The 25,813-nt window shown below is 53.7% G+C and carries 22 protein-coding genes and 1 pseudogene; 7 read left to right on the top strand and 16 right to left on the bottom strand.

Annotated elements, in window-relative coordinates:
- Window positions 1-110: 110 nt before the first annotated feature.
- From B1A75_RS08585 to B1A75_RS08575, 3 genes are all read left to right on the top strand, one after another.
- Entirely contained in the window at window positions 111-665 is a 555-nt protein-coding gene (locus tag B1A75_RS08585) for a GNAT family N-acetyltransferase (RefSeq protein ID WP_011229954.1), read from the top strand.
- 130 nt (window positions 666-795) lie between these two features.
- Window positions 796-924, top strand: coding sequence for a YfhE family protein (locus B1A75_RS08580; protein ID WP_013146323.1), 129 nt, complete (start codon window positions 796-798; stop codon window positions 922-924).
- A 90-nt stretch (window positions 925-1,014) separates the two neighbouring features.
- Window positions 1,015-1,200 carry a YfhD family protein gene (locus B1A75_RS08575; protein WP_011229952.1) on the top strand — a complete coding sequence of 62 codons (186 nt, stop codon included), beginning with the start codon at window positions 1,015-1,017 and terminating at the stop codon, window positions 1,198-1,200.
- 109 nt (window positions 1,201-1,309) lie between these two features.
- On the opposite strand, the gene B1A75_RS08570 is transcribed toward B1A75_RS08575, so the two are convergent.
- The gene (locus B1A75_RS08570; RefSeq protein WP_033024721.1) at window positions 1,310-2,140 is read right to left on the bottom strand and encodes a glycosyltransferase family 8 protein; all 831 of its coding nucleotides are present in this window, start codon (window positions 2,138-2,140) and stop codon (window positions 1,310-1,312) included.
- Between the two features lie 492 nt (window positions 2,141-2,632).
- On the opposite strand from B1A75_RS08570, the gene B1A75_RS08565 reads away from it, so the two are divergent.
- On the top strand, window positions 2,633-3,817 hold the full coding sequence (locus B1A75_RS08565) for a CaiB/BaiF CoA transferase family protein (RefSeq protein WP_033024720.1): 1,185 nt from the start codon (window positions 2,633-2,635) through the stop codon (window positions 3,815-3,817).
- Window positions 3,818-3,924: 107 nt separating this feature from the next.
- Window positions 3,925-5,124: an acyl-CoA dehydrogenase family protein gene (locus tag B1A75_RS08560; RefSeq protein ID WP_033024719.1), complete on the top strand. Its 1,200-nt coding sequence runs from the start codon at window positions 3,925-3,927 to the stop codon at window positions 5,122-5,124.
- Window positions 5,125-5,208: 84 nt separating this feature from the next.
- Here the strand turns inward: B1A75_RS08560 and B1A75_RS08555 are convergent, their stop codons facing one another.
- The 9 genes and pseudogenes from B1A75_RS08555 to B1A75_RS08510 form a co-directional block, all read right to left on the bottom strand.
- Window positions 5,209-5,526 (bottom strand): DUF3870 domain-containing protein, encoded by a 318-nt coding sequence (locus tag B1A75_RS08555; protein WP_033024718.1) that lies wholly within the window; start codon window positions 5,524-5,526, stop codon window positions 5,209-5,211.
- 151 nt (window positions 5,527-5,677) lie between these two features.
- Window positions 5,678-8,290, bottom strand: a complete 2,613-nt coding sequence (locus tag B1A75_RS08550; RefSeq protein ID WP_033024717.1) for a DUF2309 domain-containing protein — start codon at window positions 8,288-8,290, stop codon at window positions 5,678-5,680.
- A complete protein-coding gene (locus B1A75_RS08545; protein ID WP_033024716.1) occupies window positions 8,283-9,785 on the bottom strand; it encodes an NADH dehydrogenase subunit 5 in 1,503 nt (500 codons plus the stop codon). The genes B1A75_RS08550 and B1A75_RS08545 overlap by 8 nt, the downstream gene beginning before the upstream one ends.
- Window positions 9,786-10,117: 332 nt before the next feature.
- Window positions 10,118-10,486, bottom strand: coding sequence for a Na-translocating system protein MpsC family protein (locus tag B1A75_RS08540; protein WP_033024715.1), 369 nt, complete (start codon window positions 10,484-10,486; stop codon window positions 10,118-10,120).
- Window positions 10,487-10,910: 424 nt separating this feature from the next.
- Window positions 10,911-12,617: an ABC-ATPase domain-containing protein gene (locus B1A75_RS08530; RefSeq protein ID WP_079936051.1), complete on the bottom strand. Its 1,707-nt coding sequence runs from the start codon at window positions 12,615-12,617 to the stop codon at window positions 10,911-10,913.
- 85 nt (window positions 12,618-12,702) lie between these two features.
- The gene (locus B1A75_RS08525; protein WP_050483818.1) at window positions 12,703-14,418 is read right to left on the bottom strand and encodes a putative bifunctional diguanylate cyclase/phosphodiesterase; all 1,716 of its coding nucleotides are present in this window, start codon (window positions 14,416-14,418) and stop codon (window positions 12,703-12,705) included.
- Between the two features lie 291 nt (window positions 14,419-14,709).
- Window positions 14,710-14,914, bottom strand: a pseudogene (locus B1A75_RS08520) (MerR family transcriptional regulator); the annotation flags it as partial.
- A gap of 119 nt (window positions 14,915-15,033) precedes the next feature.
- Window positions 15,034-15,324 carry a hypothetical protein gene (locus tag B1A75_RS08515; RefSeq protein WP_079936050.1) on the bottom strand — a complete coding sequence of 97 codons (291 nt, stop codon included), beginning with the start codon at window positions 15,322-15,324 and terminating at the stop codon, window positions 15,034-15,036.
- 108 nt (window positions 15,325-15,432) lie between these two features.
- Entirely contained in the window at window positions 15,433-16,896 is a 1,464-nt protein-coding gene (locus tag B1A75_RS08510; RefSeq protein ID WP_176202396.1) for a protein adenylyltransferase SelO, read from the bottom strand.
- A 186-nt stretch (window positions 16,897-17,082) separates the two neighbouring features.
- On the opposite strand from B1A75_RS08510, the gene B1A75_RS08505 reads away from it, so the two are divergent.
- The gene (locus tag B1A75_RS08505; protein ID WP_033024710.1) at window positions 17,083-17,484 is read left to right on the top strand and encodes a hypothetical protein; all 402 of its coding nucleotides are present in this window, start codon (window positions 17,083-17,085) and stop codon (window positions 17,482-17,484) included.
- 230 nt (window positions 17,485-17,714) lie between these two features.
- On the opposite strand, the gene B1A75_RS08500 is transcribed toward B1A75_RS08505, so the two are convergent.
- The 5 genes from B1A75_RS08500 to B1A75_RS08480 form a co-directional block, all read right to left on the bottom strand.
- Window positions 17,715-18,074, bottom strand: coding sequence for a lmo0954 family membrane protein (locus tag B1A75_RS08500; RefSeq protein WP_033024709.1), 360 nt, complete (start codon window positions 18,072-18,074; stop codon window positions 17,715-17,717).
- Window positions 18,075-18,596: 522 nt separating this feature from the next.
- Complete coding sequence (gene rlmD / locus B1A75_RS08495) at window positions 18,597-20,000, bottom strand: 23S rRNA (uracil(1939)-C(5))-methyltransferase RlmD (protein WP_033024708.1); 1,404 nt, start codon at window positions 19,998-20,000, stop codon at window positions 18,597-18,599.
- The gene (locus tag B1A75_RS08490) at window positions 19,997-20,863 is read right to left on the bottom strand and encodes a DNA-3-methyladenine glycosylase family protein (RefSeq protein ID WP_033024707.1); all 867 of its coding nucleotides are present in this window, start codon (window positions 20,861-20,863) and stop codon (window positions 19,997-19,999) included. The genes rlmD and B1A75_RS08490 overlap by 4 nt, the downstream gene beginning before the upstream one ends.
- Before the next feature lie 178 nt (window positions 20,864-21,041).
- Window positions 21,042-21,833, bottom strand: a complete 792-nt coding sequence (pdaA, locus tag B1A75_RS08485) for a delta-lactam-biosynthetic de-N-acetylase (RefSeq protein WP_033024706.1) — start codon at window positions 21,831-21,833, stop codon at window positions 21,042-21,044.
- Between the two features lie 180 nt (window positions 21,834-22,013).
- On the bottom strand, window positions 22,014-23,561 hold the full coding sequence (locus B1A75_RS08480; RefSeq protein WP_033024705.1) for a fumarate hydratase: 1,548 nt from the start codon (window positions 23,559-23,561) through the stop codon (window positions 22,014-22,016).
- A 230-nt stretch (window positions 23,562-23,791) separates the two neighbouring features.
- Between B1A75_RS08480 and yfkAB the strand changes: the two genes are divergently transcribed.
- Window positions 23,792-24,916 carry a radical SAM/CxCxxxxC motif protein YfkAB gene (gene yfkAB, locus B1A75_RS08475; RefSeq protein ID WP_079936049.1) on the top strand — a complete coding sequence of 375 codons (1,125 nt, stop codon included), beginning with the start codon at window positions 23,792-23,794 and terminating at the stop codon, window positions 24,914-24,916.
- 29 nt (window positions 24,917-24,945) lie between these two features.
- Here yfkAB and B1A75_RS08470 read toward each other — a convergent pair whose 3' ends face one another.
- Entirely contained in the window at window positions 24,946-25,734 is a 789-nt protein-coding gene (locus B1A75_RS08470) for a YfkD famly protein (RefSeq protein WP_033024703.1), read from the bottom strand.
- Window positions 25,735-25,813 lie beyond the last annotated feature (79 nt).

Raw genomic sequence — 25,813 nt, 5'->3', positions numbered from 1 at the left:
GTGGGTTCGATTCCCACCCCGAAATTTTTTTAATGAAGTTTTAATAAAAAAATTTCGAGGGTGGGTTCCCGCTGGGAGGCTGCCCTCGGCATCCAAAGGAGGGATTGGCCATGTTGAAAAAACGCGAGCTGCAAGACTGCCATGCGCTGTACGAGCTGATGGTGCATCCGGACGTCTTCCCTTTCGTGCGCCAAAAAGCCAGCTCGTACGAAGAGTTTTTATTCATGACAAAACAGCTCATGGAGGCGGAAGAACGTGGCGAATTGATTTCGCGCACGATTTTGGACGAATGGGGAAACCCGATCGGCACAATCAGCCTCTTTGATATCCAAGATGGCGCCGGCTTTTTAGGCACGTGGCTCGGCAAGCCGTATCACGGGCTCGGTTACAATCGGCGCGCCAAAGAAGCGTTTTTCCATGAGCTGTTTTATGAGCTGTCGATCGAAACAGTGTTTTTGCGCATTCGCAAAGTCAACGTCCGCTCGATCAAAGCGGCGGAAAAACTGCCGTACGTCACGCCGGCCAATGAAACGCGGCGGGCGTTGCTCGAGCAAATCGGCGCGGATGTATACAATTTGTACGAAATTACAAAAGACAACTACACGCTCTATACAATGCGCCATCCCTCCTTTGCCCACAATGAAGAACAGCGCAAAGAGGCATAAGCCGCGGGAGAGCGCATCTGATGCAAAAAGAGGCTGTCCAAACGGACATCCTCTTTTTTACGCATAAAAACGGCTGATTTCGCGCAAAATGGAACTAAAGGAATATTGATGCAAAGCGAGGGAACAAGCGATGGCGGAAAAACGAAAACGCGAAAAAGCGAAGCATACGCTGACAAGCGCCCAAGAAGTAAGCTATGCCCGCGATTTTAAAATGGCGGACCAAGCGGGCGGCTATACGGCCAAAAAAGCGCGCCATTAGAAACGATTGCTATTTATACGCTGGCGCCGTCCATGCCATCCTAAATGAATGAATCGTACGATTCACACTTTTGGATAGGGGGCATGGATGATGGGCCGTTCTCGCGGACAACGGACGCGCGACAAAAACAAGGCGACTTTGCCGCAAGTGCCGAAACAGTTGAAATCTGACGGCATCGATGTGGAATACTCGGCAGAATTTGCCGACCATGAAGACCTTGAAGCACAGGCACGCGCTGCGGCAGCCGGCATCCGCCGGCAAGAGCGCAAACAGTAATCGAACATGGCGCCCGCTTTGATGGGGCGCCTTTTTCCTGTGAACCGCTTCCACTTCGCTTTGCTTGAAGTGAGAGACTTTCTTTGTTAAACGCGTCTCCCAAGCCGCGCTACACCGTCGCCTCGCCCTCTAGCTCCAACACTTGGCTGTACCGTTTGTAAAACCGCCCCAACTCCCCTTTGTAATTGTCTTTCCACGGTTTTTCCTTGCCGCAATAATGGATAAAAACGGTGTTTTCCTCAATCCAAGCTAAATCGTGTTTCGGGTTGGGCAAAAGCTGCAAAAAGTCATAATAGCGCGCGTCGTAGTTGTAGCGGTAGCAGTCGACCGGTTTAATTTTGTCCCAGTACAACCCGTTTAACACGTCTTGGTCAGGAAGAACAAGCTTGAACCGGTTGTCGCGAATGAACTGGTAAATGTCCGCAAGCCGAACGTGTTCGCGCATCATCGCAATGTTCATCATCATCACACCCGTGTTGAAATACCCTTTCGCGTTCGGCGTTTTTAACCGCAACTTGTTGAACAAGTTTGCCACCTTCGTCGAATGGGTATGCTCAGCCGCAATGAACAAGTTCCCTTCAAAATCCATGTCATACAGCTCATCCATCGGGTTGATCGCCACAATATCCGGATCAAGGTACAAGACACGGTCGACGTCTGACGGCAAAAACAAATGCGCCGCCAGACGGTAATACATCTCCACCGTATAGTGGCGGAAAACAGGCGCATCATGAAACAGTTGCGGATCAACGTAAATAGGCACCAGCTCATGCCCCTGCCGGCGAACAAACTCGCCAAGCGCCTGAATCTCTTCCTCGGCAATGCGCGAGTAAAGCAAGTAAAACGTAAACGGGCGCCGGTTGTTGCAAAACAGCGAATGCATCAAGACTCTCAGCGGCGGAAGATAATTGGCGTCTGTCGTCACTAACACATGGAACATGCACCATCACTTCCTTTTTTGCGTCATCGATTCCCCTTTCTCTACAATTATATAGAAATTTAGGTGAATGTTGCGCTCTTTTCATGCCAAATTGTCCGACCGCGCGATCGATTTCTTTTCATTACATTTGTATCGAAGAGCTATTCACGCGGCTACGTGCATCTTCTCCTCGCCAGCCGGCTTTGGCGGGCAAATTTTTATCGAACTATTTACAATTATCAAACAAAAATCTATAATAAAATTATCGAGCAGCCGTCTCCTGCCAGCTTGGCCGCTTGTGCAGACCGGACGGCCTCTACCGTCTGTCCAATAGCCCCGTTGCTTGACAGGCAGCATCAACCGTTTGCTTTCATGCACTGACCGCAAAAAGAACTGTGCGGCCTGACGGCATCTCCGCGCCGGAATGCCTTCTCAGTCCGTTCAAGCCGGTTCCTATCTTGCACGCTGTATAGGAACCGGCTTTTTGTATGTGAAACGAAAGGAGGGGAATCGATGCCAGGAGCGCTCGATGGCGTGCGTGTGCTCGACTTGTCGCGCGTGTTGGCCGGCCCGTATGCGACGATGATTTTAGGCGATTTAGGGGCTGATGTCATTAAAATCGAAGCGCCGGGCGGATCGGATGACACCCGGTTTTGGGGGCCGCCGTTCCAAAACGGCATGAGCGCCTACTATACGGCCGTCAATCGCAACAAACGAAGCATGACCGTTAATTTGAAATCCGAGGAAGGACGGGAAACGATTCGCCGCCTCGCAGAAACGGCCGATGTCCTCATCCACAATTTCAAAACCGGAACGATGGATCAATGGGGGCTTGGCTATGAAGCGTTGTCGCTCCTCAACCCACGCCTCATCTACTGTTCCATCACCGGGTTTGGCGAAACAGGACCGCTCGCTCCATTGGCCGGCTACGACTATATCATTCAGGCAATGAGCGGCTGGATGAGCATCAATGGCACCGTGGATACCGGCCCGCTCAAAGTCGGCGTCGCCGTCACGGATGTGTTCACCGGCCTGTATGCCGCCATCGCGATCGAAGCAGCGCTTTTGGCCCGCGAGAAAACGGGGCGCGGGCAAAAAATTGATCTCGCACTGTTTGACTGCGCCGTGAGTGCGCTTGTCAATGTCGCCGCCAATTATTTGTTATCCGGCGACGTCCCGAAGCCGCTCGGCAATGAACACCCGAACATCGTGCCGTACTCAACGTACATGGCAAGCGACGGTCCGATCGTCATCGCCGTCGGCAATGACCGGCAGTTTCAAGCACTTTGCACGCTGCTATCCGACCGCTCGATCGGATCCGACCCGCGTTTTCAGACAAACCCAGGCCGCGTCGCCCATCGCGATGAACTGAACCAGCGGCTGAACGAAGAAATCAAGCGGCGGACGCGGGCGGAGTGGCAGCGCCTTCTCGCTGAAAAAGGCATCCCGTGCGGGCCGGTGCAGACGCTCGATGAACTGTTCCGCCATCCGCAAACGGCGGCGCGCGAGATGACAGTCACGGTGCACCATCCAATCGTCGGTCCGTTAAAGCTTGTCGCCAGCCCGCTGAAACTGTCTGACACGCCGGTGTCTTATCGGCTGCCGCCGCCGCTGGCCGGCGAGCATAACGGCGAGGTCGAAGCTGGATGGCAAGGCAACCCGGCCGCTGAAAACGGTCCGCACGACAAAAGCCAATGAATAAACCGTTGTTCTCCTCAACCGCTTCAGCGCCCGCTGAAACAAGGGAAACGAACGTTGACACGAAAACCATTAAAAACAAACAGTTGCATAGGGGGATGGAAACGATGATGAACTTCGATTTTACACCCGAACAAGAAATGCTGCGGCAAACGGTGCGCAAATTCGTCGATAAAGAAATTATGCCTTATATCAAAGAATGGGATGAGTGCGGCGAATTTGACCGCAACATTTTCAAGCGGCTCGCTGAGCTCAATTTAATGGGCGTCTGCATTCCCGAAGAATATGGCGGCATGGGCATGGATTACAACTCGCTTGCCATCGTCTGCGAAGAGCTCGAACGCGGCGATACGGCGTTTCGCACCGCCGTATCGGTTCACACCGGGCTGAACAGTTTGACGCTGTTGCAATGGGGGACGGAAGAGCAAAAACAAAAATACCTTGTCCCGCAAGCACGCGGGGAAAAAATCGGCGCGTTCGGCCTGACCGAACCGAATGCCGGCTCGGACGTCGCTTCCATCCAAACGACAGCCGTCCGCGACGGAGATGACTACATTTTAAACGGGCAAAAAACATGGATTTCCCTCGCTGACATCGCCGACCATTTTCTTGTATTCGCCTATACGGACAAATCGAAAAAGCATCGCGGCATTTCCGCCTTTATCGTCGAACGGACGATGCCCGGCTTTTCGTCGCGCCCGATTAAAGGGAAGCTTGGCATCCGCTCCGGCAACACAGGGGAGCTGTTTTTTGACAACGTCCGCGTTCCGAAAGAAAACTTGCTCGGCGAAGAAGGGGAAGGATTCAAAATCGCCATGTCGGCGCTTGACAACGGCCGCTTCACTGTCGCCGCCGGCGCGGTCGGCCTCATTATGGCATGTCTTGAGGCGAGCGTCAAATACTGCCACGAGCGAAAAACATTCGGCAAAGAAATCGGACGCCATCAGCTCGTCCAGCAAATGATCGCCCGCATGGAAGCTGGTTTGCAAATCAGCCGCCTGCTCGTTTACAAAGTCGGCTTTCTCAAAAACGAAGGCCGGCGTTGCACGAGAGAAACATCGCTTGCCAAATGGATCGCCTGCGACTACGCGAACCAGGCGGCCGACGATGCCGTGCAAATCCATGGCGCCTACGGCTATTCGAACGAATATCCGGTCGAGCGCTACTTGCGCAACTCGAAAGCGCCGGTCATTTACGAAGGAACGCGGGAAATTCATACGATCATGCAGGCCGAATATGTGCTCGGCTACCGCCAAGACAAACCGCTGCGCAAAACGCTGCCGGCATGGCGGCCGGCTGAAAACTGAAGCACCGACGAAATCATGGGCGGCCAAACCGCTGACCCGCACAAAAACGCAGCTGCCCCCCATCAACCGATGTGGGGCAGCTGCTTATGACTCTTTCTCCTCCATTTTGCAATATTGTTTGTACAAATCTTTTAGCGCCGCGCACAGAGCAGAATGGGCTTTCCCTAAATACCCTTCGTCAAGCTCGGCGAGCAGACCGTCGATGCCATCGCGCAGCGAATGGCCGCGAAGCAGGCGGGCCACGTAATCGCGCCCATGTTCGGTGGCGAGCGTGCACGACGCCTCTACGATCACCCCGTATTTTTTATCAATTTCCGCCGTAATCGTCAGCGTATCGTAAAGGCTTTTCGCCGCCATTCCGGCCGGAAGCCGCGCATGACCAGCGATAAACTGCGTTTTCATCCGCTTTCCCTCTTTCCTCGTCTTTCCTGCTGCTGTTACACCAGCTGCTATCTTATTTCGCGGCGTGCATCCATTTTCCCTGCCTCGTTTGGCGGTCAGCGAAAAAAAGCCGCCTGCCAAACAAACCCGGCAAGCGGCATATCGTTTCTTTTTAGCGTTGCTGTACCGACGCAAGGCGTCCTGCCTCCCAGCTCACCCACGCCCCGCTGTCTGGGTCAATCGAGGCGAGACGGAGCCAGCCGTTTTGGACTTTGCGCCGAAATTCGCTGTTTTCATTGAGCAGTCGCTCGATATAGGAAGATGGCGCTTCAATAATAACAAGCAACCGAAGCGGAGAGTGGAACCACTCACGGTCAGACGCGGCGACGGACTGCCACGGCAAGCCGGCTAGCAAGTCGCTTCCGTTCCCTTGCATGACGCCGATGCCGCCGGTCACCGTCTGGATCGTTTTGTCGCCGCTTCCGTAATGATGCGGCGCCACTGTCGAAGCATAATATTGCAAGTTGATCCACTGCCCAACCGTGGCCGGCCCAGCGATGATGCCGGCCAGCGCCTCACCGGTCGGATCTTCGCGCCAATCGTAGCTGTGCAAAAACACCCGGCCGTCTAAATGAACGCCCTTTGTCAACGCCCGCCGGCCAATCAGGAAAGCGGCGTTCCCCGCCAACCCCCATTCCGGACGAATTTCACTCCAGTCAACGGCGCGGCGTCGGGCTTCGACGACCGGATCGCGCGGCATGACGCCGACATGCGGCAGCTTCGCCATCCGCTCAGCATTGGCTTGGCGGCTGACGCCGGCAAGCGCCTGTTTCAGCTGCTCAAACGACTGTTTCGCTGCTTCGGATAACGGCGGCACTTCCACCCAACGCAGCTCGTCAACGGTTGTGATATGTTCAGCAGCGACGAACACTGTCTCATCCGGTATGACGATTCCCTCTTTCGCCAACCTATCCCGCACGTGCGGCAAGTTGGCCAACGCGGCGAATACGCGGGCGTTGAACGCCCCGGCCGCGCCGCCGCACGCCCCGCAATCGAGCGCCGAGGCATACGGGTTGTTTGTCGTCTCGCTCTCATGGCCGCAGACGACGACAAGCGGGGCAAATGAGGACGTCAAGCCAATGTTGACGAGGAGTTGTTTTACGTATTGCACTTGCTCTTCTTTTGTCAACCCGATCGGCAGCCCAGTCGTTTCGTCATGCCCTTGGCGATCGAGCGACAGCGTCGTCTTCGGTTTTTGTTGCGCCGACATTTCCGCCTGATGAATGGCTTGCCCGGCCCAAGCCGGCGCCGCGCTGCGGGCGATCGTATGCAAACCGAGCCACGGCCCGCTCATTTCCGGAAGCAGCAAACCAGCCAGCAGATGCTGCTTGATTTTTTTAAACGTCCGGCCGACAAAGCGGAACAGATCGCGCCGCCGGCGGTACGGCGCCGCCGTTTCGGGAGAAGCGGTTTCGTTGATTTCGTGCTGCGGCGCGACGATCGCCGGGCAAGACGGATGGGCGTCATCGCCGTCAAGCACGCGCGTTTGAATCGGCAAGCCGAAAAAGCCAGCGCAGCCGTACGTTTCAAACGGGCCGGCCGCCTCTACATGACGGCGGAACGGCTCGGAGCGCACATCAATGCAAAACAATAGCTGCGCTGCCGCCTGCTCTTTTGGCTCCTCAGGTTGACGGGTGAGAACCGCTTCTTTCAGCTTCGCTTCATACGTATCTTCCCACGCCTCAAGCCAAAGATGGCGGCGGCCAATCCGCCAGAACCGATCAGCGAACACCAGACGAGCTTGACGGTCTTTTAGCGACAGGCGCCGCCAGTCGTCCAACGTCATGCCGCCCCAGTGGATCCAGGCGGCCAACAGCGGCCCAACCGCACGATCGTCTTCGTTTTCTTCCTCCTTCAGCGGCAGATGCGGCGCTGTGAACACCCACTCCAGCGACAAACGAACCGCCAAGTAATCAATCAATCCGCCCATTTCGTCACCTGCCTGGCGCGATTGCCAGACCATCATCCCCGCCCAGCCGGGCAGAGCTAATAAATGCGCTTCTAAATAGACCACGGCTTCCTCATCCTGCACTCCGAGCTGTTCAAGCGCCCGTTGCAGCGCCTCCTCTGGATGGTGAGGCCAATCGAAAAGCCGTTTCCGCTCCTCCTTGGACAAGGACGGATCAAGAGGCGCCAACCGGCGCCATGCCCCGTAAAAGCCGCGCTCGCGGTGCGGCAGCGCCCACGCCGCCTCCCCCGGATCGTAAAACAGCTTGCACCATTTGATCATTTGTTGATCCAACCGCTTTTCCAAACCAAGGCGCACAGACCGCGTGCGGATGGAAACAGAGCGCAGCGGCATAGCGGCGGCCAACTCGATCAGTTCCGGCACCTGAAGCGCTTCTTCGGGCACCGCATCGTTCCAAAGGAGGGCGCGGCATAGCCGTTCCGCTTCATGGCGCGGCGCAGGAAGCGGCTCGTCATCCAACCATCGTTGCAGACGCCGCTCGATGAAGGAAACGTCAATCTCCCCTTTGGATAGCGCCGCATGAAAAACGGCCATTGGCGGATACAAGTCGATGCCGTAAGCTTCTTGCAGTCGGTCAGCCGCGTCGACAAACGACTTGTCTTCCATCCCCATCCACGGATGGCGGGCGATAAACGCGGAAATCGGCCAAAGCGGAACGATCACCTTCGCCGCTTCGCTGACGATCGCCTCGAGCGGACAAGCGGCTGCTTTTTTTGCCTCCGTTGACCGTTCAAGTGATATGACGCTTCTACTCATGAACCATCCCCTCCTTTAGATAGGACGCCAAATAACGCGGGTGTGCTTCGGTCGCCGCCGGACGCGGTTCACCAAGGTGAACAAGCCACATGTACAGATGAATGGCAAGCATGGAGCTGCGCCGGTTCGCGATCCATACAGCAACCAGCGCCGCGGCAACAAACAGAGCGCAGACAAGCCATTCGAACGAAGCGGGCGGCAGAAACACGGACGGCATCCCGTTATGAAGCAGCGCCATAAATTGATGGCGCACCGTTTCGGACACCAACGCCAAAGCAACGACAACCGCAAAGCCCAGCCAACGGCCTTCGCGAAAATCCGTAAGCCGTCCCCAGGCAACCGTTGCCGAGGCCGCAAGCAAAAGCGCGCTCAACAGCCGGGCCGGTTCGTGCGGAGCCGCCTGCCAAAAGGCCCACCCAAGCAGCACGCCGAGGATGATGCCGCCCGGCCATGAACTTCCTGTTTTTCGCAATCCTACCCGACCGACTCGCGGCACGACGGACCCGGACTGCAAAAAGAGCGTCGCTTTAAACAACCCGTGCAGCACTAAATGCACTACTGCGGCCCCGTAAGCGCCCAGGGCGCATTGCACAAGCATGACGCCCATTTGCGCCATCGTCGAACCGACGAGCTGGCGCTTGTAGTCAACATGAACAAAGCTAACGCCCGTGCCAATCAAAATCGAGGCAAAAGCGATCAGAAACAGCGCCACATGCGCCCACGTTTCGTTAAAGAGCGGAGAAAAGCGCCAAAGCAAGAGCCCCCCAGCGTTGACAAGACCGGCATGCATCACCGCTGACACCGGCGTCGGCGTCACGGCTGATTCCATCAGCCAGCGATGAAACGGCCATTGCCCAGCTGGAATGACGGCAGCCAACATGAGCAATCCGCTCATCACCGTCCTTTCCCATAGAGCGAGACGAGCCAAACGTTCCGCCGACAACGCCGAGACGAGCGTCCATTCACCGACTCTCGCCCCAAGCCAAACAGCGGTGAGGGCCGCAGCGATCCAACTTGCCAAAAACAGCATGCCCATCTGCCGGGCGACGAACTGAGCCGGCTCCCATTCTTTTTTCAACGCGGTCAACGCCACAAGCCCCGCGAGCGGCAACCCCCAGCACACTGCGATCAACCGCAAGTCGCCGGTCGCCCACGTGAGCGAAGCGGCAAATGACGTCCATGTCAAGAGCGAAAAATACAGCCGATAGCGGCGGTCGCCGTGCAAATAGCGAACCGCAAACCGTTGAATCGCCCAGCTTAGAAGCGAAATATAAACGGCGGACAGCCAGCTCGTCGCATCAAACCGCCACAGGCCGATGTCGACCGCGCCGGCGCTGATCCATCCGAATAGCGCCACCGCCCCCGGCAACAACAGCAGCCAAACGTGCACATGCACATATCGTTCCGACACGCGCGGAGACAGCCACACGATCGCGCTTAGGAAAACGACCGCAACCGCCGCCAGCCATCCCCATGCGAACCATTCGTTCCCCATTGCTATCTCCTCCCCTCATCTGCTTGCACATCGTTCGAGAGAAAAGAAAAAACCGGCTATGTCAATCAGGCAAGACGGCCGAAAAAGGCCGTTCCATTGCCTATCGATTGCCCATAGCCGGTTTATCTCCAACCAATCGTCGCTCGATTGTTTGAAGATCTCCCGTTCGTTGTCGTGCGGCAGACGACGGTCAGTTTCCCTTCAACGAACCTAAGCACGCGTAGGTTTTTTGAAGGGCTCCCGACAGCATCGTCCACTATTTTATTCTATACTTACTATACAAAAGTTGTTTCAATTATACAACAACTTTGTTGATTTGTCATGGAAAAAATTTATTTTGGCAACTGTTTCTCCAAATCGTTGAACAGCTTAAAGACGATAATCCGCTCACCCGTTCGCGTGCTTAAATCGGTATGGAAGCTTTTCACCTGCTCGCCTGTAATCTCGAAAATCATCTCTTTCAAGTCATCAACACCCGATTCCACCAAACTCGTCCGCGACCGTTTCACCGCCAGCATCCCTTCCTTCGATTCACAAAGAGCGTACTCAGCAGGTGTCAGGATGCCGTGCAGGGAAACGATAATCATATCGCGCAAAATATCGGTTTTCACTGACACCGAGCCGCGGCCGAGAAAATCTTTTTCCCATTTCGTTAATGCTTTGCTGATTTCCGATTCCATCCAACCTTTTGACTTGTTCATGCCCTGATCCCCCTAACCAACCCGCGGCTTCCCGCCGCCATCCGCCACGTTGCACTGATAAACATTATTATAGCCATAATCGATGGATGGCGCTAGAGCAAAATCGGCAAGGCGTCGACAGAAAACGGTTTCATTCGTGTTTTGCCGGGGCATGAGGCATCGTCTATAGGAACAAGAGCAGCGGCCCCGCACCGGTCGCGCCTAAGCCGACACCGGCATGCGGCCGCCCCTGTTGAAACAAGAGCGTCCGTTGTTCCGTTGGCTAGCAGGGAAAACAAACGTCCTTGCCGCACATCCTGCGCCCCTATTTTTTGTTGCGGTTGGGAAAAACCAAGCCATTTCTCCTCCCAAATAACACCGTAATCCAACCTGCGCGGAAACGTCGCCAAGAACAAGCAAACCGGCTTTCTCCTTTCCAAGATGGCTACTGCTGGGTACACCGGAGCGTCCGCAGCCGGTTCAGCGCCGCCGCCAGCTCGAAGCGGCGCGGGCGAGCAAGCTCACCCGGATGCCCTTTTCGGAACGAAACCGAGCCTAACCCTTGCCGGTCCCATTGTTCTTCGATCGCATCGAGTAGTTGGCGGATGGTTTTCTTCCCGTCGAGCCATCCTTTTCGTTCCATATACAACAGCGCCGCGGCAATCGCCCTCGTTTGGCTGTCATCGACCAGCTGCTCAAGCGCATAAAGCAATAGATCGGTTTGTCCGTACTGAATGACGTGCCGTCCGCGCGCGACGGCTTTTGCTTTTTTTCCTTTTTGGCTGTTCAAACTTTCGGGCAGGGGAATGCGCTCGCGAATGCGGCCGAACGACTCTCCGCCTTCCGCTTTCCGTCCCGACGGCATCTCTGCAGCGATCCGCTTCGCCTCCCCCGTCACATCAAACGGGACGTACTGCTCCATTTTGATCACGCAATCAGCGATATCCAAGTAATCCCCCAACCCGCCGACGACAAGAACCGTCGAAATGCCGTAATCGCGAAATAGTTGACGCGCCTTGTCGATATACGGCGTGATTGGTTCGGCTTCTTTCGCCACGAGCGCCTGCATGCGTCCATCGCGGATGAGCAAATTCGTCGCGCTTGTATCTTCGTCAATCAAAAACGCCGATGCCCCCGCTTCAATCATTTCGATCATGCTCGCGGCCTGTGAGGTGCTGCCGCTCGCGTTTTCCGTTGAAAACTGCGTTGTCTCTTTGCCGTACGGCAGCGTGCCAATGAGCGGCGAAATGTCAACACTGGCGACGCTCCGGCCGTCTTCGGCGCGAATTTTCACCGCCCCGCTATCGGTGATGACAAACTCCCGTCCGTCGCCGGCGATATGGTCATACACGCCGTGCTCTAACGCCTGAAGCAAGGTCGATTTGCCGTGATACCCGCCACCGACAATAAGCGTAACGCCTTTTCGGATGCCCATGCCTTTCACTGGCTCGGCGCGGTGCGGGACAGGGATCGCGATCTCCAGCTCCGGCGGGCTTTGAAACGGCACCGCCCCGCGTTGCATCGGCTTGTCACTCACTCCGCTTTCGCGCGGCAAAATCGCGCCGTTTTTGACAAACGCCACCAAACCATGCTCACGCAAATAGCGGCGAATGGCGTGCTGCTGATCGGCAAGCTCGACCGCCGCACGAATGTCCTCTTCCCGAAGGCCGTACACCGCCCGCTCGATGACGGATGGAATTTGCTCGAAAAAGATGGTCTCGGCTTCTTTCGCCAAAATGCGCCGCCCATTCGCCGGCAACCCGACCGACAAACAAACCGTAATCGTCTCGTCAGCCACTTGCACCGCCGTCCGTTCGAACACTTTTTGCCCCGGGGCATCAATCAAGACGAGTCCGCTTTTTCCCGACCCGCGCGCCCGCAGCGGCCATTGCCGCAATTCACGGTGGACGCGGCGCAAAAGCAAATCCTCACAGCGAATGCGGCGCGGTTTCGTATCGGTCCACTCCGCCGCCAGCGCCGTTTTCACCCGCGGCACGATCACCCGCACCTTGGACGGTTCGGCGAACGGATCGCCTTGCACATGGTCAATTGCGAGCGTAAACGTTGGGAACCGATACGTGCCTTCGAGCGCTTTATATGCCTTATAGCTTTTTTGGTCCATGGATCGCAGCCGTTGTCTGAGCGTTTCCATGAAACCAGCTCCTTTCCCTCTTCATTTGTTGCCTCAACATGCCCGAGTATGGCGAGACAACCTCTATATTGCCATTTTGAACTGTTCACTCATTGCATTGCAACAACGATCCAATCTCCGCTTCTGACACAGGCTGCCTCCAAAAATACCCTTGCCCTCCGTTGCACCCCATTTCCTTTAATATTTGAATTTGTTTCTCATTTTCAATTCCTTCTGCAACGACATCCATCGACAATTGATGAGCCATCGTGATCACAGCAGCCACAATGGCTTGGTCATCAGCGGATTGCGGTAAGTTTTTGATAAACGAACGATCGATTTTTAAACGGTCCACTTTTAACTTCTTTATATATCCTAATGAACTATACCCTACGCCAAAATCATCAATCGCCAGTTTAACGCCCGCCTCTTTTAACTGGCTTACGTTTTCGTACACGACTGCACTATCCTGCATCATAATATGTTCCGTCACTTCAAATTCCCATCGACATGGATCATCTCCATTGCTTTCAATAATGGAAAGGAGCCGTTTAGCCATGCCTGGTATTTGGAAATGGGAAGCAGACAGGTTGATGGATAAATCCACTTCGAATCCCCCTCTTTGTTTCCACATTTTCCTATGCCGGCATGCCGTAGACAGCACCCACTCATCGAGTTTTGGCATCAATCCTATTTTTTCAGCTAAAGGAATAAACTGATCAGGACGAACCCATCCAAGTTCTGAATTATACCAACGAATCAGCGCTTCTAGGCGGATCAGTTTCCCAGTAGACAGATCGTACTGCGGCTGATAATAGAGCATTAGTTCGTCTCTTTCGATGGCCCGATGCAAATGGCTTTCTAACACCGTTTCCCTAACTAGTCGCTGATTGATCGTCTGATGATAAAATTGATAAAATTTACCTTTCTCTTTCGCATGATACATGGCCATGTCCGCATTGCCGAGCAACGTATTCAAATCTTGCCCGTCAAAAGGAAAGACGCTGATTCCGATATTGGCGGAAAGAACGAACTCTCTTCCTTCAATCATCAAAGGCCGAGCTAACGTTTGTTGAATTGTCCGCAAATATGCAAGGATAGACTGATAATTCACTCGCGGCGCCACAGCGACAAACTCATCACCGCCCACGCGAGTCAAAAACAGCTTTTGATCTAATGCTGTTCGAAAACGAGCAGCCATTTGTCTCAACACTTCGTCTCCCACAGAATGCCCCAATGAATCATTAATGTTTTTAAACCGCGCTAAATCAATAAAATAAACGGCCAGCAGTCGTTCCTCCTCTTTCGTCTCTTTCAGCAACTTAGGAAACTGCTCTCTTAAAAAACGGCGATTGGGGAGACCTGTCAAATCATCATGGTTGACCATATGTTTGATTTGTTCTTCGTACTGCTTCAGGCGAGTAATATCCGTTCGAATCGACACGTATTGATACGGCTTTCCTCGTTCATCCAAAAAGGGGACAATAGTAGACTGAACCCAGTAGTAACTCCCGTCTTTCGCTTTATTTTTGATCTCTCCCCTCCATACCTTCCCTTTCCCAATGGTTTTCCACATATGTTTAAAAAATTCTCGGCTATGGTATCCTGAATTGACAATGCGATGAGTGTTTCCAATCAGTTCCTCACGGCTATATTGAGAGATGCGGCAGAAAGCCTCATTCACATATGTAATTTTTCCCGTGTGGTCGGTAATCGCAACAATCGTTGATTCATCCAACGCTTTTTGAATTGACTCGAATTCTCTTAATGTATGTAACAATTTTGACTCTAGATCTTTCAACTCTCCAGAGAAAGGAAACATAACATTCACCTCATTCTATTTTGCATCTTTATGCCCTCAATTGTAATGACAACGTATAACAATTGCAATGGCATATCGCTGGATTACGTCATCGTCCCAATTGTGTTGCATGAAGCGTTTCTGTATTGAAAACACGGCTTTCTAACCGTTGACGAGATGCCGCACAGAAAGGATTCGATGGTGCAATCTTGAGGAAGAGGCAATATTATCAAGGGCAGGCATACAAAAACACTCAGCCTGCCTTCGAACAAGGCAAGCAGCCGATCGATTAGCTGTTTTTCACCCTGCAAAATCAACCCCGAGCTCGCAGTAAAAGAGGATTTGCTGCAAAAGATCGACTTCACCGCGGCCCGTACAGCCGATACCCGGCTTCGCTCAACCGCGCCGGTTTCAACAAACCAATCTCATCATAATACCGGAGCGTCCGGCTCGTTATCCTCGCCAGTTTCGCCAGCTCATGCACCGTATATTCCATGTTCCTCACCTCCCTATTCATGACGATACACCTTGACGCAACGCGAAAGTAAAGAGGAAAAAGAAAAAAGGGGCTCCTGCCCAGCCCCTTTTCCCCTGCCGCATGATCGATTTTCGGTTGTGGAAAACCATGCACGCCAATCAAGGCACCTTCATTGCGTCGACATGTGGCATTTTCGTGATTACGACCGGATCGCCCAAATCGACGTTAGGCAACGGTTGCGGCTCTCTGTTTGTTTCCATCGCCCCTGCTTGTTTCACACTAGGCAAAAGCGGCTCATCGGCCGAATTGCGGATGATGATGTACTGGTGAAACGATGTGGATGCCTTTGGCTCTCTCGTTTTGTCTGGCTCAAACGGCTTGAGATGCAGGATGGCGGCACACACAAACAGCATCCCCGCCGCGGCGAAAAGCAGAACATTTCGCTTCATTGGCAACACCTCTATGGAAATTAGGCGATGCAAAGGAGGATTCGTTTCACCTTTGCCGCTAAACCAAAGCGCCCCAGTAAAAAAGGAGCCGCAAATCCCCCCTCTTCATCACGTCCCGCAAAACGTCCGGTACGGGCGGTCAGACGGTGGCGGCAGCTCGGCGTATTTCTCTTGCTCCGGCGAGTAGGCGTACGGGTCGGCCAACGCTTCAAGGAAACGCTCCATCACGCTGTAATCGCCGCAGTTGACCGCAGCAGCAAGCGCCTCTTCGACCCGATGATTGCGTGGGATCACAGCCGGATTATGGCGGCGCATCCGCTCATACGCTTCTTTCTTTGACACCGGTTCGTGGCTGAGCCTTGTTTGCCAGCGCTCGTGCCACTCGCGGAACTCAGAGGAATCAAACAGCGCCATCCCCGTATACTCACCTAACGTCAACGCCCGGAACGTGTTCGTATAGTCAGCGCGGTGCACCTCCATCAGCCGCAATAAATCCGCAATAAGCTCCTGATCCCCCTCCTGCTCTTCGGCAAAGCCAAGTTTCGCTCTCATCCCGTCAAGCCAATGGCGGTGGTACCGCTTCGGATATTGGTCAAGCGCCCCTTGGGCAAGCGCGATCGCTTTTTCTTCATTCTCATCAAGCAGCGGCAACAAGCTTTCCGCAAACCTTGCCAAATTCCAGCCCCCGATGTACGGCTGGTTTCCGTACGCATACCGCCCTTCCGTATCAATCGAACTGAACACCGTCGCCAGGCTATACGTGTCCATAAACGCGCACGGCCCATAGTCGATCGTTTCCCCGCTGATCGTCATATTGTCGGTGTTCATCACCCCGTGGACAAAGCCGACAAGCTGCCATTTCGCGATCAATTCCGCTTGGCGTTCGATCACTTGTTCAAGCAAAAACAAATAGCGGTTTTCGGCCTCCTCAAAGCCAGGAAAATGGCGCCAGAGCGCATAATCGGCCAGAGCGCGCAACTCCTCTATCGTCCCCCATTGCGCCGCGTATTGAAACGTCCCGACGCGCAGATGGCTCGAGGCGACGCGGGTTAAAATCGCCCCAGGCAGCTCGGTTTCGCGCATAATGGTCTCTCCCGTTGTGACGACCGCAAGACTTCGCGTTGTCGGGATGCCAAGCGCGTGCATCGCCTCGCTCACAATGTACTCCCTCAGCATCGGCCCAAGCGCCGCCCGCCCATCGCCGCCGCGCGAATACGGCGTCCGGCCCGATCCTTTCAGCTGGATGTCCACCCGCTCGCCGCTTGGGGTGACGTGCTCGCCAAGCAACACCGCCCGTCCGTCGCCAAGCATCGTAAAATAACCGAACTGATGCCCTGCATACGCCTGCGCCAGCGGCTCAGCTCCGTCTGGAATTTGGTTTCCAGCGAACACAGCCACCCCATCTTCACTTCGCAACGCTTCCTCATTCAACCCAAGCTTGACAGCCAACGAACGATTGAACACCGCAAGCTTCGGCGCGCGCACCGGCGTGGGGAGGACTTCGCTGAAAAAGCGCTCCGGCAGCCTTGCATAACTGTTGTCGAACTTCCATCCTGCATCCAATATCGTCATCTCCTTTGCGGCCAAAACAGCCTTTTTATATGAGTTTATTGTACAGCAAAGCGGGCGACATGATAAACCGAAAACGCGCGATCCTAAACCAAAAACGAACCGTCAACGTTCGACGAAAACCACCATATTTTCTCTTTCTTTCTCGCCCCGTTTCTTTGTATAATACTTGTGAGGAGGTGAGAAAAAGTGGAAGAGAAAACAATCATTCAAGCGGTGCTTCAAGCGCTCGAACAGCATTCTGACAAAATTAGCTCGAAAATGCAGGAAATGGAGCAACGACTGCACCATGAAATGCAAGAGATGGGACAACAGCTCCGCAACGAGATGCAAGAAATGGGACAACAACTCCGCAGCGAGATGCAAGAAATGGGGCAACAGCTCCGGGCAGAAATCCGCGCTGTTGAGACCCGGCTTGAGGCCAAAATCGACTCCCTTCGTGAGGAAATGCAACAGATGAACAGACAACTGAACGAACGAATCGATCACCTTGAAGAAGAACTAGCAGACACTCAAGCCTCGGTCGAAGTGTTGACAACAAAAGTGCTCCACCACGACCGAAAACTTCGCCAACTGACCAAGCAAGCGTAACCCCTCTCAGTTAGCCAGCCATTTTCCCTGTCCACCGCACGTCAAAAACCGCTTCCGTTTCATCTTCCATGTTCATCTTGATGAAACGGAGCGGTTTTGGTGTTCACAGAACACCTACTCCCTATCAAAAAATGAATCGCGTTCGACATAGCACACTCTCAATGCATAGCGCTTGTACCAATCCGTTGAGAGAACACACTCATCATCGATTCGCTCCTTTTCCATTGATTTCATGAATAATGCTTTTGCAGCTCAGCCCACTGTTTTTCAAAGTTGACAAACGGGTCGTCTGCTTCTGGAACGGCGCGCTCGTCTTTCACCCCATTCCATTTTTTATACACGACATACAACACATACGCCGCGACAAGCGCGATGAGCGCCGGCACATTCGAAGCGCTGACAACTAACGCTGCACAGCCAATCAATGCCCACACGATTTTCCCGAACGTCGATGGGGCTTTCAAGTATTTCTTGAACGCATAGTACAATACCGCCAGCGTGATCGCTAGCCCGACAAGCGGTCCAAGATGAAACAGCAAAACAAGCGCAGCAATGGCTCCGGCGAGCAGCATCCCGATTTTTTTTCCCATCCTTTTTGCCTCCTTTCGTCTTCCATCGTACCGCAGACAACCTGCTTTCCTTCATGTTCTGTAGATATATTTTGTCTACGACTGGAGGCGTATTTTTGACCAAGATATCATGACCCAGCTTCCCTTGTGCTAAATCAGAAGCGACCAGCGTTCTATTTTTTCAATAAAAAATCCCTTCTAACGGCGAGCCCCTGTTAGAAGGGATTCTTATTTAGTAATGGGCTAGGCAAACGTTTCACTTGATGAGTACGATCGTCCTCTCTCAACAACCCCAACTTTATTTCGATTCCTGAAAAAAGGAAGAACGGATGATTTCTCCCGCTTCTTCCCTTTTATTTGTTCCCCATTCCTATTCGATTTTCCTTGATATTTCAATGATTTCACTGCTTTTTCTCTCCCACTTCTTTTCCCATAAGGAGCGGGGGATGGCCGATGTTTTTTTCCAGTAAAAATCATCCAAAGTTCAACTTTATTTTTCTTCATGAACGAGTATTTTCTGAGTGGAACGAGTTTATTTTGGGTTTACACACTCAGCCACAACTTCGCCACCGCTTCCACATGCGCCGTGTGCGGAAACATGTCCACCGGTTGGATGTAATCGACGCGGTATTGTGCGGCCAAGGCATCGAGATCGCGGGCGAGGCTGGACGGGTTGCATGAGACGTAGACGACCGTTTTCGGGCGGACGCGGAGAATCGTTTCAAGCAGCGCCCGGTCGCAGCCGACGCGGGGCGGGTCGACGATGATGACGTCCGGCTTCCAGCCTTCTTTCACCCATTTTGGCAGCCAATATTCGGCTTTGCCGACGACATAGTGCGTGTTGGTGAAACCATGCTTTTTGGCGTTGTTTTGTGCGTCTTCGATCGCTTCCGGAATCGTGTCCATGCCGCGCACTTCTTTGGCATCGCGAGCAAGCCACAAACCGATCGTGCCGACGCCGCAGTAAGCGTCAACGATCCGCTCCGTTCCGGTGAGGGCGGCCGCTTTTTTCACTTCGTCGTACAATTTCACCGTCTGCAACGGGTTGAGCTGGAAAAAGGCGCGCGCCGACAGTTCAAACGACAAATCGCCGAGCGTTTCTTGAATGTATTCGTCGCCGGCGAGCACTTCTGTCTCGTCGCCGAAAATGAGCGATGTTTTTTCGCCATTGATGTTTTGCACGATCGATTTCACTTCTGGAAGACGGCGGCGGATTTCCTCGATCAACAGCTCTTTGCGCGGAATGTCTTTTGTCGCCGTCACAAGCACAAGCTGAATGTCGCCCGTATGGAAGCCGGCGCGGACGACGATCGTCCGCACGACGCCCGTTCTTGTCCGCTCGTTGTAAATCGGGATGCGCAAGTCTTGCAAAATCGTTTTCACGATGTTCGTGACGCGCGTCGTTTGCGGATGCTGGATGCGGCATTCCGATAGATCGATGAGCCGGTGGGAGTTGATGCCGTACAGCCCGGCGAGCACCTTCCCTTCCTTCATTCCAACTTGAAACTGGCTTTTGTTTCGGTAATGCCACGGGTTGTCCATGCCGATCGTCGGGCGGATGTCAAGCTTGTCGACATCGAGGCGCCGAGCATGGCGGCGGAGCGCCTGGATGACAATGTCGCGCTTCGCCTCGAGCTGCGCCTCGTACGCCAAGTGCTGCAACTGGCAGCCGCCGCACTGGTCATAGAGCGGGCATGGCGGCTTGATGCGGTTTGGCGAGCGCTTGCGGATCCGTTTGATTTTCGCCTCGGCGTAGGTTGGGTGGATGTCCGTCGCTTCGACGACAACTTCCTCGCCCGGCAACGCGCCGGGGACGAAGACGACTTGTTTTTGAAAATAGCCGACCCCTTCGCCGTTAATGCCGATCCTCTGAATGGTCAGGGGAAATTGCTCGCCTTTTTTGATTTTGATGTTTGTTTGTTGCTTTGCCATATCGGTCCCTCTCATTCAATGCTTCGCCATAAATAAAGCGCCGCATAGCTGGCGTACGGCTTCCATCGTTCGCCAAGCGCCGCCATCTCTTTGACAGTCGGCCGCTTTTGCAGCCCGAACCATTTTTCGACCGCCCGCTGCAAGCCGATATCCGCCGGCGGGAAGACGTTTGGGCGGCCGAGGCCGAAGAGGAGGAAATTTTGCACCGTCCACGGACCAATGCCGCGCACGGCGGTCAGCCTCTCCATCACCTCGCCATCTTCCATCTGCCCGAGTTCGTCAAGCCGCAGCTCCCCCTCGGCAATGAGGCGCGACACATCGACGATATATTCGGCTTTCCGCCCGCTCAGCTGCAAGGCGCGCAAGTCATCGTACGAACGGGCGGCCACCTCTTCCGGGCGCGGGTAAAACCAAACGCCGTCCCGCTCCTCACCGAACGTTTTCACAAACCGTTCCGTCAGCCGATAGCCGACTTTTAAATGCAGCTGCTGGTGGATCAAACATTTCATTAGGCAAAAATACAAGTCAAAATCGAGCACAAGCGGCAGCCCCTCATACTCGGCAAACAGCGGCGCCAGCTCGGTCGCGCGAAAATGATCATACACCGGAGCGAGCGGCGTCCGCCATTGAAATAAATGAGAGACGCGCTCGATGATGTCTTCCTGCCGCTCCGGATGCGGTGCGGAGACGACAAAGCGAGGATCATCTTTTGTGCCGATGCTTTCAATCACGACCGGCACCTTTAAACCATCGAGATGAAGCGGCACGGTGATGCGCCGCTGCTTCAAATCAACTGACAGGAGCGGATCCAGCGCAAGCCGTTCAAGCGCGTGGGCGAAATCATACGGCGCCGGCACGGTGATCGTTCGTTTCCACATCGTTCTCACCTTTCTCATTTGTCCGTGCCCCTATTATAACGAAAAACGCCCCGTCGAACCAACTTGTTGGCAGGACGAGGCAGCGGCATATGGTTCGGTTGACAGAACGAGGCGGGTTTTCGAATGGTCCAACACACAACGTTTCGTACCGCTTTTGTGCTCAAGTGATGAAAGCGGCTTATGGGCGAAACAGCCACGGATGAAGGCCGGTCTTTTTAGCCATAAGGTCATCAAGGCTGGCGAACGTGTACCCTTGTTTGCGTAAATCGTCGATCACTTTCGGCAGCGCTTCGGCATTGTCTTTGGACACGGAATGCAACAGCAAAATCGCCCCCGGATGGATTTGTTTCATGATTTGGTCGTAAGCATATTGCCAGCCGCGCTGGCGGTCGGTTTGCCAGTCGACGAACGCAAGCGACCAAAAGACGTGATAATAGCCAAGGTCGCGGGCGAGAGATAACGTCCGTTCGCTGAAAATGCCGCGCGGCGGGCGAAGGTACATCATTCCTTTTTGTCCAGTCAGCTCTTTTGTCTTTTCCCTTACCTTTTCCAGCTCTTCCCGCAGCCGTTCATCGCTCACCACCGTCAAATCGGGATGGTGCCATGAATGGTTGCCGATGATGTGCCCTTCCGCTGCCATCCGCTTGACTAAATCGGGGGCCGTTTGCAAATAATGACCAGTGACAAAAAAGGCGGCTGGCACATGTTTTTCCTTTAACACGTCCAAAATTTGCGCCGTATAGCCGTTTTCATACCCGTTGTCAAATGTTAAATAGATCGTTTTTTTACTCGTGTCGCCTAAATAAAAGGCGTCATATTTGGCGAGCAGCTCATCGAGCTTTTTTCCCGCCGATGGGGGTTCGTGATTTTCGCTTCGCTTAAATCCCCAATGGATCGGCGCATTGCTTATGGCAAAAGCAGGGGCGGGAAAAAGCGCGAGCGCTAAAACGAGAGAAATGAGCCATCTCATGCCTAGTTCCTCCTTAGCCGCCATCTTTTCCTCTTTCTTATTGTTTTCACCCCTGACCGCTTTACGCGCGCCATTTTTTGCAAAAAAAAGCCCCAAAAGCGAGCGCTTTGGGGACAGAGAAGAAAACGGGATCAGCTTGTGAATACCAATAGCCATGTGCTTGAAATTCAGCTCTCCCTCTTACTTGAACACCGGCTCTTTGAACTGGGCCAGCTTTTCAAGCGACGATTTTTCCACATCTTCATGCAAGCTGTTGCCGTGCGAATCCATCGTGACAACAGCAGTGAAGTTTTCGACGCGCAAATGCCACATCGCTTCGGGGATGCCAAACTCCAGCAAATCAACGCCTTCCACGGATTTGATGCAATCGGCGTAATATTGCGCTGCGCCGCCGATGGCGTTTAGGTACACGCCGCCGTGTTCTTTTAACGCTTGCAGCGTCTTCGCGCCCATGCCGCCTTTGCCGATGACAGCACGGACGCCGAATTTTTTCATGATGTCGCCTTGGTACGGCTCTTCACGGATGCTTGTCGTCGGGCCGGCTGCTTTGGCGTGCCAGCGGCCTTCTTCATCTTTTAACATGACCGGACCGCAATGATAAATGATTTGCCCGTTCAAGTCGACCGGCGCGTCATGGTCCATCAAATATTTATGAATGGCATCGCGGCCGGTGTAAATGACGCCGCTGATGCGGACGACGTCGCCGACGCGAAGCTGGCGCACTTGTTCTTCCGACAGCGGCGGAACAAGGTCGATGACGCGTGTGTCGCCTTGTTCAAGCGCCGCGGCTGCTTCCGCTTTTTCCAACTCTTTTGCAAAATCGACGTCTTCGCCGTCTTGGTACAGCCATTCGATGATCTCACCAGTCGCCGGATCGATTTTCACGCCCATGCGCCGGAACGCCCAGCAGTTGTAGGCGACCGAAACGAAGAAGCTCGCCGGGATGCGGTGCATAACGCCGATTTTACAGCCAAGCAGCGTCGATTCGCCGCCAAACCCCATCGTGCCGATGCCAAGCTTGTTGGCGTTTTCCATAATGTATTCTTCGAGTTGGCGCAATTCTTCAATCGGATTGACATCATCGACCGGACGGAACAGCTGCTCTTTCGCCAGCTCATAGCCAGACGAGCGGTCGCCGCCGATGCCGACGCCGATAAAGCCGGCGCTGCACCCTTGCCCTTGCGCTTGGTACACCGCGTGCAAAATGCATTTGCGGATGCCGTCCAAATCGCGGCCGGCGCGGCCGAGCCCTTCGAGTTCGCACGGCAGGCTGTACTGAATGTTTTTGTTTTCACAGCCGCCGCCTTTTAAAATGAGGCGAACGTCAATGTAATCGTTTTCCCATTGTTCAAATTTGATGACCGGCACACCTTCTCCCAAGTTGTCGCCGCTGTTTTTGCCGGTGAGCGAATCGACCGAGTTCGGGCGCAGTTTGCCGTTTTTCGTCGCTTCGGCAATGGCGGCCCGAATCGCTTTTTTCATTTCGATTTGGTTGACGCCGACCGGCACTTTGATTTTAAACGTCGGCAAGCCGGTGTCTTGGCAAATTGGAGACACGTTTTCATCCGCCATCTGAATGTTCTCGACGATCGTATTGAGCGCCATGGCCGCCCGCGTGCCAGCGTTTTCGCGCACTTTCGCCCGAGCGATCGCTCGACGGACATCCTTTGGCAGCTTCGTAGATGTTTCCACAATCAAGTCATACATGCTTTGCTGGAATTTTTCCATTTGTGCAAACGCCCCTTCCCCTGTTTATCGTCCAGATGCGGTTGTCCCATCTTTTTCTATTATACTCCGTTTTCCAGCGTTGTGTAAAAAATCTTTCTTTTTGACCTCATCATGGTTTTATTCTCATCATACGAATAGGGTAGATGCAAAGCAGCTAAAACGATTGACAAGCGTTGCTAAGGCGGCTAATAATGAACCATAGGACTTTGTCATGGAGAGAGGAGAAAGCGATGCGTTCATCCACCATGCCAGCCATTACGCCGGCGTATGACCCTTGGGAAGCGTACGTCGATATTGAAGAATATGGAAAACTACAACTAACGAATATTGAGTTTACCACAACGACGCTTTGCAATATGCGCTGCGAGCATTGTGCTGTTGGCTATACGTTGACAATGAAAGATCCCGAGGCGCTGCCGCTTGACATGTTGCTCCGCCGGCTCGAGGAAATTCCGCATTTGCGGTCATTAAGCATCACCGGCGGCGAGCCGATGCTGTCATTAAAATCCGTCGAACAATACGTCGTTCCCCTTCTCCGCTACGCGCACGAGCGCGGGGTGCGGACGCAGCTTAATTCGAACTTGACGTTGGATTTGTCTCGCTATGAACCAGTCATTCCGTATTTGGATGTGCTCCATATCTCGCACAACTGGGGGACGGTCGACGACTTTGTCGAAGGTGGTTTTGCCATGATGGAGCGGAAGCCGACGCGCACCCAACGCGAGAAATACTTCCAGCGCATGCTTGACAATGCAAAAGCGCTGGCAAATGCCGGCGTGATGGTATCCGCGGAAACGATGTTAAACAAACGGACCGTCCGCCACTTGGAAGCGATCCACCGCCAAGTTGTCGAGGAAATGGGCTGCCGGCGCCATGAAATCCATCCGATGTATCCGAGCGATTTTGCCAGCGCTTTAGAGACATTGAGCTTGGACGAATTGCGCGAAGCGATTCACCATTTGCTTGACATTCGCGACGAAAACGTCTGGATGCTGTTTGGCACGCTGCCGTTTTACCCGTGCAGCGACAACGAAGAAGATGTGCGCCTATTGAAGCGGCTGTATGAAAGCAAAAACGTCACCGTGCGCAACGATCCGGACGGACGTTCACGGCTCAATGTCAATATTTTCACCGGCGATGTCATCGTCACCGATTTCGGTGATGAACCGCCGCTTGGCAACATCATTCACGATTCGCTGCCAGACGTGTATGACAAATGGCGGCGCTCAAAGCTTGCTAGGGAGCTTCTTTGCCACTGCCCGTCGGCACGCTGCCTCGGACCGAACGTCCTTGTGAAGCAGACGTATTACCGCGGCGTCGATTTTACGAAGCGGTCCGCGCGCATTGGCCGATAAAAAACGTCAAGGAGCTTTTCCTTGACGTTTTATCTTGGCTGTTCACTCACCACATACGACATGTACAGGCGATCCTGCACCGGAATCCACGCCCCAACCCCTCTTGTCGTCACGTTTTTGACGACAATTTTCTTTTTGTTTCCTTTGAGCACGACGTACACTTCCCCGTATGTTACTTTCCCTTTTTCATTCACCGCCGGAGCGTACGCGTACAAATAACCTATTTTTTTCGCCGGTACGTTGTACGGTTGGTCTTTTTTCGTGCCAAGGCCGACGACCGTGCTGAAAGAGAGCGGCAAGTTCGTCTTTTCCATCGCTTTGTTTAACATCATCCGCTTAACCGCGTCTTCATTCGGCACTTTCACCGTCAACCCGCCGCGGACGTATTTTTGCATTTCTTGTTTATAGTACAACTTTTGCGCCGTATCGCCGCCGCGGTTATCAAGGAAATTCGTGTTGACCTTTTGATATTCCCAGTTCGTCGACGTTTCGATCGACTGATAATTGAGCGGCCATTGGCCTAAATAAATCGTCGCCCTGAAGCCAACGGCCCATGGCGTGTCGGTCGCCGAAGATTCATTAAAGAGATGGATCAATTCGGGATTCTCAATTTTCACATTCGCCGATCTTAACAGCTGTTTTGTAAACGAGCTCGGTTCCAAATGCGGCAAATCTTGCGTCGGGTTCGGATACGTATTTTCTTTCGATATATCAATCACCGCACCGGGCGCCGGTTTGCCGGCAGCCGCCAGCGCCGAAAACGCCGCCGCATAAAGAAGAAGCACGCTCACGAACAGCGAAACAGCCCACTTTTTCATCGTCTTCACTCCTTTCTTCCCACGTTATTCACTGTTAGTTTCTTTCAAAATGCGCCGTTTATCCGCGGCGGCGAAAATT

Origin of the sequence: Geobacillus sp. LEMMY01 (genome assembly GCF_002042905.1) — a bacterium.
Classification (GTDB): domain Bacteria; phylum Bacillota; class Bacilli; order Bacillales; family Anoxybacillaceae; genus Geobacillus; species Geobacillus proteiniphilus.
The sequence above is the reverse complement of the archived record's forward strand: the minus strand, read 5'-3'. Positions and strand labels throughout refer to the sequence as shown.

Bases quoted from the DNA above. Each gene is read 5' to 3' on its own strand.
- B1A75_RS08515 (WP_079936050.1), bottom strand. From the start codon at position 15,324: ATGAAGCGAAATGTTCTGCTTTTCGCCGCGGCGGGGATGCTGTTTGTG.
- B1A75_RS08525 (WP_050483818.1), bottom strand. From the start codon at position 14,418: ATGTTTCCTTTCTCTGGAGAGTTGAAAGATCTAGAGTCAAAATTGTTA.
- B1A75_RS08560 (WP_033024719.1), top strand. From the start codon at position 3,925: ATGATGAACTTCGATTTTACACCCGAACAAGAAATGCTGCGGCAAACG.
- yfkAB (WP_079936049.1), top strand. From the start codon at position 23,792: ATGCGTTCATCCACCATGCCAGCCATTACGCCGGCGTATGACCCTTGG.
- B1A75_RS08580 (WP_013146323.1), top strand. From the start codon at position 796: ATGGCGGAAAAACGAAAACGCGAAAAAGCGAAGCATACGCTGACAAGC.
- B1A75_RS08570 (WP_033024721.1), bottom strand. From the start codon at position 2,140: ATGTTCCATGTGTTAGTGACGACAGACGCCAATTATCTTCCGCCGCTG.
- B1A75_RS08575 (WP_011229952.1), top strand. From the start codon at position 1,015: ATGGGCCGTTCTCGCGGACAACGGACGCGCGACAAAAACAAGGCGACT.
- B1A75_RS08490 (WP_033024707.1), bottom strand. From the start codon at position 20,863: ATGTGGAAACGAACGATCACCGTGCCGGCGCCGTATGATTTCGCCCAC.
- B1A75_RS08470 (WP_033024703.1), bottom strand. From the start codon at position 25,734: ATGAAAAAGTGGGCTGTTTCGCTGTTCGTGAGCGTGCTTCTTCTTTAT.
- B1A75_RS08550 (WP_033024717.1), bottom strand. From the start codon at position 8,290: ATGAGTAGAAGCGTCATATCACTTGAACGGTCAACGGAGGCAAAAAAA.
- B1A75_RS08530 (WP_079936051.1), bottom strand. From the start codon at position 12,617: ATGGAAACGCTCAGACAACGGCTGCGATCCATGGACCAAAAAAGCTAT.
- rlmD (WP_033024708.1), bottom strand. From the start codon at position 20,000: ATGAGAGGGACCGATATGGCAAAGCAACAAACAAACATCAAAATCAAA.
- B1A75_RS08555 (WP_033024718.1), bottom strand. From the start codon at position 5,526: ATGAAAACGCAGTTTATCGCTGGTCATGCGCGGCTTCCGGCCGGAATG.
- B1A75_RS08565 (WP_033024720.1), top strand. From the start codon at position 2,633: ATGCCAGGAGCGCTCGATGGCGTGCGTGTGCTCGACTTGTCGCGCGTG.
- B1A75_RS08480 (WP_033024705.1), bottom strand. From the start codon at position 23,561: ATGGAAAAATTCCAGCAAAGCATGTATGACTTGATTGTGGAAACATCT.
- B1A75_RS08510 (WP_176202396.1), bottom strand. From the start codon at position 16,896: ATGACGATATTGGATGCAGGATGGAAGTTCGACAACAGTTATGCAAGG.
- B1A75_RS08500 (WP_033024709.1), bottom strand. From the start codon at position 18,074: ATGGGAAAAAAAATCGGGATGCTGCTCGCCGGAGCCATTGCTGCGCTT.
- pdaA (WP_033024706.1), bottom strand. From the start codon at position 21,833: ATGAGATGGCTCATTTCTCTCGTTTTAGCGCTCGCGCTTTTTCCCGCC.
- B1A75_RS08585 (WP_011229954.1), top strand. From the start codon at position 111: ATGTTGAAAAAACGCGAGCTGCAAGACTGCCATGCGCTGTACGAGCTG.
- B1A75_RS08545 (WP_033024716.1), bottom strand. From the start codon at position 9,785: ATGGGGAACGAATGGTTCGCATGGGGATGGCTGGCGGCGGTTGCGGTC.
- B1A75_RS08540 (WP_033024715.1), bottom strand. From the start codon at position 10,486: ATGAACAAGTCAAAAGGTTGGATGGAATCGGAAATCAGCAAAGCATTA.